This window comes from Paraburkholderia ultramafica (genome assembly GCF_902859915.1).
Lineage (GTDB): Bacteria > Pseudomonadota > Gammaproteobacteria > Burkholderiales > Burkholderiaceae > Paraburkholderia > Paraburkholderia ultramafica.
The window spans coordinates 77,011-86,740 of sequence record NZ_CADIKK010000034.1 but is presented as its reverse complement, the minus strand read 5'-3'; the positions used below and the strand labels follow the sequence as shown (position 1 = coordinate 86,740).

The 9,730-nt window shown below is 64.1% G+C and carries 7 protein-coding genes; 6 read left to right on the top strand and 1 reads right to left on the bottom strand.

Annotation, left to right across the window (positions count from 1 at the left end; translation table 11 throughout):
• The first annotated feature begins 163 nt into the window (after positions 1-163).
• The 6 genes from hflC to HV744_RS28840 all read left to right on the top strand — a co-directional run bounded on the left by hflC (position 164) and on the right by HV744_RS28840 (position 7,019).
• A complete protein-coding gene (gene hflC, locus HV744_RS28865; protein WP_175152767.1) occupies positions 164-1,066 on the top strand; it encodes a protease modulator HflC in 903 nt (300 codons plus the stop codon).
• Between the two features lie 44 nt (positions 1,067-1,110).
• Positions 1,111-1,302, top strand: coding sequence for a DUF2065 domain-containing protein (locus HV744_RS28860; protein ID WP_106313426.1), 192 nt, complete (start codon positions 1,111-1,113; stop codon positions 1,300-1,302).
• Positions 1,303-1,527: 225 nt separating this feature from the next.
• Positions 1,528-2,679 (top strand): ATP phosphoribosyltransferase regulatory subunit, encoded by a 1,152-nt coding sequence (locus HV744_RS28855; protein WP_175152766.1) that lies wholly within the window; start codon positions 1,528-1,530, stop codon positions 2,677-2,679.
• A 203-nt stretch (positions 2,680-2,882) separates the two neighbouring features.
• The gene (locus HV744_RS28850; RefSeq protein WP_175152765.1) at positions 2,883-4,229 is read left to right on the top strand and encodes an adenylosuccinate synthase; all 1,347 of its coding nucleotides are present in this window, start codon (positions 2,883-2,885) and stop codon (positions 4,227-4,229) included.
• Positions 4,230-4,232: 3 nt separating this feature from the next.
• The gene (locus HV744_RS28845; RefSeq protein WP_175152764.1) at positions 4,233-4,823 is read left to right on the top strand and encodes a phosphoribosyltransferase; all 591 of its coding nucleotides are present in this window, start codon (positions 4,233-4,235) and stop codon (positions 4,821-4,823) included.
• Between the two features lie 309 nt (positions 4,824-5,132).
• Positions 5,133-7,019: a potassium transporter Kup gene (locus tag HV744_RS28840; protein ID WP_175152763.1), complete on the top strand. Its 1,887-nt coding sequence runs from the start codon at positions 5,133-5,135 to the stop codon at positions 7,017-7,019.
• A 193-nt stretch (positions 7,020-7,212) separates the two neighbouring features.
• Here the strand turns inward: HV744_RS28840 and HV744_RS28835 are convergent, their stop codons facing one another.
• Positions 7,213-9,561, bottom strand: a complete 2,349-nt coding sequence (locus tag HV744_RS28835) for a Tex family protein (RefSeq protein ID WP_175152762.1) — start codon at positions 9,559-9,561, stop codon at positions 7,213-7,215.
• Positions 9,562-9,730 lie beyond the last annotated feature (169 nt).

Genomic DNA, 9,730 nt, shown 5'->3' with positions numbered 1-9,730 from the left:
TGCGCCGTCGGGCGCTTCCGCCGCCGCGGCAGGCACGGCATCCGCGCCCGCCGCGAGCAGCGCGCCCGCCAGCCAGCCCACGGCCAGCGGCGCCTCGCTGCGTTCACGCGACGCCTTCCGCAATCGCATGCGCGAAGACGACGTTCAATAAGGAGCGCACCTCATGAACAAGATCATTGCGCTCGTCGTGGCTGTCGTCGTCGTGCTGTTTGCGGCTTCGTCGATGGTCTTCATCGTCGATCAGCGGCACATGGCCGTGTTGTCGTCGCATGGCGACACGCCGTCCACGTTGCTCGGCCCGGGGCTGCACGTCAAATTGCCGCCGCCGCTGCAAACGGTCACGCTGGTCGATAACCGCATCCAGTCGCTCGACGCACCGGATGAAGACCGCTACGTGACGTCGGATAAGACCCCTCTGCTGGTCAATCCGGTCGTCAAGTTTCGCGTGACCGATCCGCTCAAGCTGCTCGCCGAAACCAGGGGCGACGTCCAGAGCCTGCCGGACCGGCTCGCACTGCTGTCGCGCAGCGCGCTCGGCGATGCGTTCGGCAGGTTCACGCTGTCCGATGCGCTCGCCAAACAGCAAACCGTCGCTGAGGAAGCGCGCGGCGCGATGGACAAGAGCGCAGCCTCGCTGGGCGTGTCGGTGGTCGACGTGCAGCTGACGCGCGTCGACTTCCCGGCGGCGATGGCTGATTCGGTCTTCAAACGGATGATCGCCGCACGCGAGCAGATCGCGGCCGACGAGCGCGCGAAGGGCGCGGCCGAGGCCAACCAGATCAAGGCGGACGCGATTGCCAGGCAGCAGGCGGTACTCGCCGACGGGTACAGCCAGGCGCAAGCGATTCGTGGCGAGGGCGATGCCAAGGCAGCGGAAATCGCCGCCGACGCATTCGGCAAGGACCCGCAGTTCTACCAGTTTTATCAAAGCATGCAGGCATACCGGAAGACCTTCAAACCGGGCGACCTGATCGTGGTCGACTCGAACAACGAGTTCTTCCGCTTCATGCGTAGCCCGACCGGCGGCGTTGCCCCGGACGCTCCCGCGGTCCCGCGCAAACACTGATAACCGGAATGCCGCGGCATCCGCATCGCGGCCCCTTCATTCGCATGGATATAGCCGGTTCGTTACTGCTCGCGATCGCATTGATGCTAATTATCGAGGGGATGTTCCCCTTCGTTTTTCCGAGCGCCTGGCGCGACACGTTCCGTAAAATAGCGGAACGGCCCCCGCATCAGATTCGCGTCGGCGGCCTGATCGTGATGGTGCTCGGGCTGATCCTGCTGTTTGTCGTGACCTGAAGGGGCCTCGCCGGCGACTCGGCAGCGCGCGTGGCTCGCTCGCAATGATTCCCGTGTTCGGCGTGGGAGCGCGCGTTGCAACATCCACCAGCGCCGGCCGGATGCGGCGCTTGCGGGCCGCGCCGATGCCAGCGATAGCCGCCAGAATCGAGCCGCCGCCCGCCATTCACACACTCACTTACCGGCGCCTTCAGCCGCCGTGTTCAACGTCGTAGGACTGTATCGATGTCGACCTGGTTACTTCCCGAGAATATTGCCGACGTGCTGCCGTCGGAAGCCCGCAAGATCGAAGAGTTGCGGCGCCATTTGCTGGACCGTTTCCGCTCGTACGGCTACGAGATGGTCATGCCGCCGCTGCTCGAGTACCTCGAGTCGCTGCTCACCAGCGGCGGTCACGATCTGAATCTGCGCACCTTCAAGCTCGTCGATCAGATGTCCGGGCGCACGCTCGGTCTGCGCGCCGACATCACGCCGCAGGTCGCCCGTATCGATGCGCACCTGCTGAACCGCCAGGGCGTCACGCGTCTTTGCTACGCCGGCAACGTCGCGCATACGCGGCCGCGCGGCCTGCACGCAACGCGCGAGCAGATCCAGATCGGCGCGGAAATCTACGGTCACGCCGGCCTTGAGGCAGACCTCGAAATCCAGCAACTGATGCTCGACGCGCTGCGTCTGGCCGGCCTCGCCAAAGTGCGTCTCGACCTGTGTCACGCGGGCGTGCTCGCGGCGTTGATCGAAGCCGAGCCGGCCGCGGCCGAACTCGGCCAGTCGCTGTATGACGCGTTGGCGGGCAAGGACGTGCCGCGCCTCGTCGAACTGACCGCCGCGCTCACGCCGGCGATCCGCGACGCGTTGCGCGCGCTGCCCACGCTATACGGCGACGCGTCGGTGCTCGACGAAGCCCGCGCGCGCTTGCCGAACGCACCGGCCATCGCTCGCGCGCTCGACGACCTCGCGTTCCTCGCGAGCCAGGTGGACGGCGCCGAAGTGATGATCGATCTCGCCGATCTGCGTGGCTATGCTTACCACAGCGGCGTGATGTTCTCGGCGTATGTCGACGGCGTGCCGAACGCGGTGGCGCGCGGCGGCCGTTATGACCACGTCGGCCAGGCCTATGGCCGGGCTCGCGCGGCAACCGGCTTTTCGCTCGATCTGCGCGAAGTGGCGCGGATCTCGCCGGTCGAAGCGCGCAGCAGCGCGATTCTCGCGCCGTGGCAGCACGACGACGCGCTGCGCGTGAGCGTCGCTGCGCTACGCGATGCCGGCGAAGTGGTGATCCAGGCGCTGCCTGGGCACGAGCACGATCTGGATGAATTCGCGTTCGACCGCGTGCTGGTCGAGCGCAACGGTGCATGGGTCGTCGAACCGCGCGCCTGAGCGTGTTCCGGTCGAGCCGTCTGAGGACTATCCTTAGCGCATTTCACACGGCGGCGAACGTGCCGCCGAACCGGGCGCGGTCACTGGCTGCGCCATCTTTCTGATACCCACCATAACGTGCATACCGTTGAGCGGAAACGGAATAATTCGGAAGGTTCCGCGAACATAGGTAGAATACGTTTTTAACCAGCTTACGAAACAACATGTCTGCCAGCGCAGTGAATGTGAACCCCGGGCGTAACGTCGTCGTCGTGGGAACCCAGTGGGGTGATGAGGGCAAAGGCAAGATCGTCGACTGGCTGACGGACCACGCTCAAGGCGTCGTTCGCTTCCAGGGCGGTCACAATGCCGGTCACACGCTCATCATCGGCGGCAAGAAAACCATCTTGCGTCTGATTCCGTCGGGCATCATGCATCCCGGCGTCGCGTGCTATATCGGCAATGGCGTCGTGTTGTCGCCGGAAGCGCTGTTCAAGGAAATCGGCGAGCTCGAAGCCGCCGGGGTCGATGTCCAGAATCGCCTGTTCATTTCCGAAGCCACCACGCTGATCCTGCCGTATCACATCGCCATCGACCAGGGCCGCGAAGCGCGCCGTGGCGCGAGCAAGATCGGCACGACCGGCCGTGGCATCGGCCCGGCCTACGAAGACAAGGTGGCACGCCGCGGCTTGCGCGTGCAGGATCTGTTCGATCCGGAGATTTTCGCCGAACGTCTGCGCGAAAACCTCGACTATCACAACTTCGTGCTCACGCAATACCTGGGCGTCGCCGCTGTCGACTTCCAGCAAACGCTCGACACGATGCTGAGCTACGCCGACCGTCTGAAGCCGATGGTCACCGACGTGTCGCGCCGTCTGTACGACGCCAACGCCGCCGGCAGCAATCTGCTGTTCGAAGGCGCGCAAGGCACGTTGCTCGACATCGACCACGGCACCTATCCGTTCGTCACGTCGAGCAACTGCGTGGCGGGTGCGGCGACCGCGGGTGCGGGCGTCGGACCGCAAAAGCTGAACTATATTCTCGGCATCACCAAGGCGTATTGCACGCGCGTCGGTTCGGGCCCGTTCCCGAGCGAACTGTACGACGCGGACAACGCCGCGCGTCAGGAAGCGATCGGCCTGGAACTGGCGACCGTCGGCAAGGAATTCGGCTCGGTCACCGGCCGTCCGCGCCGCACCGGCTGGCTCGACGTCGCCGCGCTGCGCCGCTCGATCCAGATCAACGGCGTGTCGGGTCTGTGCATGACCAAGCTCGACGTGCTCGACGGTCTCGACGAAGTGAAGCTGTGCGTCGGTTACACGGTCGACGGTGTGAAGGTCGACCTGCTGCCGCGCGGCGCGTCGGAAGTCGCGCGTTGCGTGCCGGTGTACGAAACCTTCGCGGGCTGGAAGGAAAGCACCGTCGGCATCAAGGAATGGGACAAGCTGCCGGCCAATGCGCGCGCGTACCTGTCGCGTGTGCAGGAAGTTGCGGGCATTCCGATCGACATGGTGTCGACCGGTCCGGATCGTGACGAGACCATCCTGCTGCGTCATCCGTTCAAGGTTTAAGCAATGGTGCAGGGTGTACCGATGATCGCGATGAAAGATCCGCGTAACGATGAAAAGAACCTGTGGGTCGGCTGGGACGAGTATCACCGGCTGATCGAGTTGCTGGCGCTGGCCGTGCATGAGTCGGGCTGGAAGTTCGACCAGATCCTGTGCCTCGCGCGCGGCGGCTTGCGCGTCGGCGACCAGCTCTCGCGCATCTACGATCTGCCGCTGGCGATTCTCGCCACCAGCTCGTATCGCGAAGCGGCCGGCACGGAGCAGGGCGAACTCGACATCGCGCAATACATCACGATGACGCGCGGCGAGTTGCACGGCAACGTGCTGCTGGTCGATGACCTGGTCGATTCGGGCGTGACGCTGGCGCGCGTTCAGCAGCATCTGAAGGAACGCTATCCGGCGATTACCTCGGTGCGTTCGGCGGTGCTTTGGTACAAGGGCTGCTCGAAGGTGAAGCCCGATTACCACGTGCAGTATCTGCCGACCAATCCGTGGATTCATCAGCCGTTCGAGGAGTGGGACACGGTTCGTCCGCACAACCTCGGCGCGTGGATCAAGCGCGGGATCGCGCAGACGCAGGAGTCGTCGGGAGAGTGATGTGGACTTCGGCGCTTTAACCATCGCGTCGTATTCATTGCAGAGCCCGCAAAACGGAGCCCGGTTGGGCTCCGTTTTTTTATGCGCACCCGTTAGCGCGCCGTTCGAACGGCGCTTCGACAAAGCGCGTGATGCCGGCGCCGGCGACACGGTCGACCCAACGCCCGGCACAGCAGACGCGCCCAAATCGCAGTGCTACACTGCGCGGACTATCCACGTGGCGTATCCACAACAAGCCAGGCGGCGTCAGGCGGGCAGTTTAGAATAGCGGTCGTTTTTTCCGCTCAGGGAACGGATTTCCTCGCGTTTATGACAGATAACAATCACGTGCACAAACAGCCACTGCCATCCCTCGCGATTGCCGCGATCGGAGTGGTGTTCGGCGATATCGGCACGAGCCCGTTGTATTCGCTGAAAGAGGCGTTCAGCCCGTCGCACGGCATTCCGCTGACCGATCAATCGATTCTCGGAGTGATCTCGCTGATGTTCTGGGCGATCGTGATCGTGGTCGGCGTCAAGTACGTGCTGTTCGTGATGCGCGCGGACAACAACGGCGAAGGCGGCGTGCTCGCGCTGATGGCGCTGGCGCTGCGTTCGCTCGACGAGAAGTCGAAAAAGGTCGGGCTGCTGATGATGCTCGGCATCTTTGGCGCCTGCATGTTCTATGGCGACGCGGTGATTACGCCAGCCATCTCGGTGATCTCGGCGGTCGAGGGTCTGGAGGTTGCCGCGCCCAATCTGACACATCTGGTGTTGCCGCTGACAATCGTAATCCTGATTCTGCTGTTCTGGATTCAGCGGCACGGCACAGCGATGGTCGGCCGCCTGTTCGGTCCGATCATGGTGGTGTGGTTCGTGGTGCTCGCGGCGCTCGGCCTGTGGCACATCCTGCAGTCGCCGAACGTGATCCGCGCACTGAACCCGTATTACGCGTATTCCTTCATGGCCGCGCACGTGCTGCAGGCCTATGTGGTACTCGGCTCGGTCGTGCTGGTGCTGACCGGCGCCGAAGCGCTGTACGCCGACATGGGCCACTTCGGCGCGAAGCCGATCCGCATGGCGTGGTATCTGCTGGTGATGCCGTCGCTGGTGCTGAACTACTTCGGCCAGGGCGCGCTGCTGATGCACGATCCAAAGGCCATCGAAAATCCGTTCTTCCTGCTTGCGCCCGATTGGGCGTTGCTGCCGCTCGTCGTGCTGTCGACGGTGGCGACGGTGATCGCGTCGCAAGCGGTGATCTCCGGCGCCTATTCGCTGACGAGCCAGGCGATTCAGCTTGGCTACGTGCCGCGTATGAAGATCCTGCACACGTCGGAACTGGCGATCGGGCAGATCTATGTGCCGGTGGTGAACTGGATGCTGCTGTTCATCATCCTGTGCATCGTGATCGCCTTCAAGAGCTCGGACAATCTCGCCGCCGCGTACGGTATCGCGGTGACCGCCACGATGGTGATCACCACGATCCTCGCCTGCGTCGTGATGGTGAAGGTGTGGAACTGGAACAAGCTGCTGGTGGCGTTGATCATCGGCGTGTTCATGACGGTCGACCTGGGCTTTTTCGGCGCCAATCTGCTGAAGGTCGAAGAAGGCGGCTGGTTGCCGCTGGGCATTGGCGCGCTGCTGTTCTTCCTGCTGATGACCTGGTTCAAGGGCAGGATGATCGTCAAGGAGCGCACGGCCGCCGACGGTATTCCGTTGATGCCGTTCCTGCAGGGATTGCTCGCGCATCCGCCGCATCGCGTGTCGGGTACGGCGATCTATCTGACCGGCAGCGATTCGCTGGTGCCGGTGAGCTTGCTGCACAATCTGAAGCACAACAAGGTGCTGCATGAACGGACGATCTTCCTGACTTTCGTGACGCGCGATATTCCGTACGTGAACGACGCGGAGCGCGTGACGGTCAGGGATATCGAGGGCGGTCTGTATCTCGTCAAGGCGGCCTACGGTTTCAACGAAACGCCCGATGTGAAGGCGGTGCTGCTCGAGGTCGGCCGCACGCACGACATGACCTTCGAGTTGATGGACACGTCGTTCTTCCTCGCTCGCGAAACGGTGGTGCCGACGCAACTGCCGGGCATGTCGGTGTGGCGCGAACGGGTGTTCGCATGGATGCATCAGAACGCCGCGAAGCCGACGGACTTCTTCAGCATCCCGGCCAACCGGGTGGTGGAGTTGGGGACCAAGATCGAGATCTGACGCTCAGCGCGGGTTCTCGTGCGCCTCGCTGGCCGGGGCGCGAAACAAAAAGCCCACGCGAATGCGTGGGCTTTTTGATTGGGTCTCAGGGACACATGGGCTCATGGGACGCGTTGCAGCTTATACGCTTAGGCCATGACGTGCACACGTAAAGGCTCAGCGCGTGAGCGAATCACGCGCTATTCCCCCGCGCTTACTTCTGCTTGAGCTTTGCAAATGCGGCAGCCATTGCACCGCCTGCTTCCGGTTCGCGCGAGCGCTGCTGCGACGCGCCGCGTGCAGCGCCACCCGAGCGGCCAGCGCCGCCGCGATCCTGCTGCGCACCGCCGCCGCTGCGTGCCGCTGCCGCGCCGAACTCGTCGTCCAGACGCATCGTGAGCGCAATGCGCTGGCGCTTCACGTCGACTTCCAGCACCTTCACCTTGACGATCTGCCCAGCCTTGACGACTTCGTGCGGGTCCTTGATGAACTTCGTCGACATGGCCGACACGTGCACCAGACCATCCTGATGCACGCCGATGTCGATGAACGCGCCGAAAGCCGCCACGTTCGTCACGACACCTTCGAGCACCATGCCCGGCGTCAGATCGCTGACCTTCTCGACGCCTTCGCGGAACGTCGCGGTCTTGAACTCGGGACGCGGATCGCGGCCCGGTTTTTCGAGTTCGAGCAGAATGTCGCGCACGGTCGGCAGGCCGAAACGGTCGTCGACAAATTCACCCGGCGACAACCCGCGCAGCGCTTCGCGATTGCCGAGCACTTCGCCGACGTGCTTGCTGATCTTCGCGAGCATCCGTTCGACGACCGGATACGCTTCCGGGTGCACCGACGAGCGGTCGAGCGGATTCTCGCCGTTGTTGATGCGCAGGAACCCCGCCGCCTGCTCGAAGGTCTTGTCGCCCAGACGCGGCACCTTGCGCAGATGCTCGCGCGACGGGAACGGACCGTTCGCATCGCGATAGTCGACGATGTTGCGCGCGAGCGTCGCGTTCAGGCCCGACACGCGAGCGAGCAGCGCGACCGATGCGGTATTCGCGTCCACGCCGACCGCGTTCACGCAGTCTTCGACCACCGCGTCGAGCGAGCGCGCCAGTTCGCGCTGATTCACGTCGTGCTGGTATTGGCCGACGCCGATCGCCTTCGGCTCGATCTTCACCAGTTCCGCGAGCGGGTCCTGCAAGCGGCGCGCGATCGACACCGCGCCGCGCAGCGACACGTCCATCTCGGGGAATTCCTTCGCCGCGAGTTCGGAGGCCGAGTACACGGACGCGCCGGCTTCGGACACGACGATCTTCTGCAGGTTGAATTCCGGATGACGCGCGATCAACTCGCTTGCGAGCTTGTCCGTTTCGCGCGACGCGGTGCCGTTGCCGATACTGATCAACTCGGCCTGCGTTTGCGCGCAGATGCGCGCGAGTTTCGCGATCGAACCGTCCCAGTCGCGGCGCGGTTCGTGCGGATAGATCACGTCGGTGGCGAGCACCTTGCCGGTCCGATCGACCACGGCCACCTTCACACCGGTGCGCATGCCCGGATCGAGGCCGATCACCGCCTTCGGGCCGGCCGGCGCGGCCAGCAGCAGGTCCTTCAGATTGCGCGCGAACACGCGAATCGCTTCGTGCTCGGCTTCGTCGCGCAGATGGGTCAGCAGTTCGTTTTCGATGTGCGGCTGCGCCTTCACGCGCCAGCACCAGCGGCACACGTCGGAGAGCCACTTGTCGGCCGGGCGGTTCTGATTGGCAATGCCGAAGTGGCGTGCGATCAGCGCTTCGCCCGGATGCGGGACCTGCGCGTCGAGTTCTTCGCCAAGCCCAAGCTTGACCATCAGCACGCCCGCATTGCGGCCGCGGAACAGCGCCAGCGCGCGATGCGACGGCACGGTGCGGATGGTCTCCGCGTAGTCGTAGTAATCGCGGAATTTCTCTTCTTCCGCGGTCTCCTTGCCTTCCACCACTTTCGACGACACCACGCCCTGGTTGAACAGATAGTCGCGCAACTTGCCGAGCAGCTCGGCCGTTTCGCCGAACTGTTCGGAGAGAATGTCGCGCGCGCCGTCGAGCGCGGCCTTGAGGTCGGCGACGCCTTTTTCGGCGTCCACGTAGGCGGCGGCTTCGGTTTGCGGGTCGAGCAGCGGATTGCCGAGCAGCGCGTCGGCGAGCGGCTGCAGACCGGCCTCGCGGGCGATCTGCGCGCGCGTGCGGCGCTTCGGCTTATACGGGAGGTAGAGGTCTTCCAGCACCTGTTTGCTGTCGGCGCCTTCGATCGCGCTGCGCAGCTCGTCGGTGAGCTTGCCCTGTTCGTCGATGCTGGCGATGATCGCGGCGCGCCGGTCTTCCAGCTCGCGCAGATACAGCAGGCGTTCCTCGAGATTGCGCAGTTGCGTGTCGTCGAGATTGTCGGTCACTTCCTTACGGTAGCGGGCGATGAACGGCACAGTCGCTCCTTCGTCGAGAAGTTGCACCGCGGCCGCGACCTGGCGCGGCTGGACGGACAGTTCGGCGGCGATGCGCTGTACGATCTTGAGTGCTACGGTTTCCGTCATAAGGTCTTGGTGTTCCTGCGGACTCAGTCAGGGGCCGCGCGCTGGCGGCTCGTCGGGACACGCCCGGCGTGCGCGCTGCGACCAGGTTGCTAGAGCGGGGCATTTTGCCATAAATGCCAAAGGGCTCAACCGCAGGGTGATAGAATTTCGGGCATGTTCCGCTGCCCCT

Coding starts and splice junctions, on each gene's coding strand:
- hflC (WP_175152767.1), top strand. CDS start 164: ATGAACAAGATCATTGCGCTCGTCGTGGCTGTCGTCGTCGTGCTGTTT.
- HV744_RS28860 (WP_106313426.1), top strand. CDS start 1,111: ATGGATATAGCCGGTTCGTTACTGCTCGCGATCGCATTGATGCTAATT.
- HV744_RS28855 (WP_175152766.1), top strand. CDS start 1,528: ATGTCGACCTGGTTACTTCCCGAGAATATTGCCGACGTGCTGCCGTCG.
- HV744_RS28850 (WP_175152765.1), top strand. CDS start 2,883: ATGTCTGCCAGCGCAGTGAATGTGAACCCCGGGCGTAACGTCGTCGTC.
- HV744_RS28845 (WP_175152764.1), top strand. CDS start 4,233: ATGGTGCAGGGTGTACCGATGATCGCGATGAAAGATCCGCGTAACGAT.
- HV744_RS28840 (WP_175152763.1), top strand. CDS start 5,133: ATGACAGATAACAATCACGTGCACAAACAGCCACTGCCATCCCTCGCG.
- HV744_RS28835 (WP_175152762.1), bottom strand. CDS start 9,561: ATGACGGAAACCGTAGCACTCAAGATCGTACAGCGCATCGCCGCCGAA.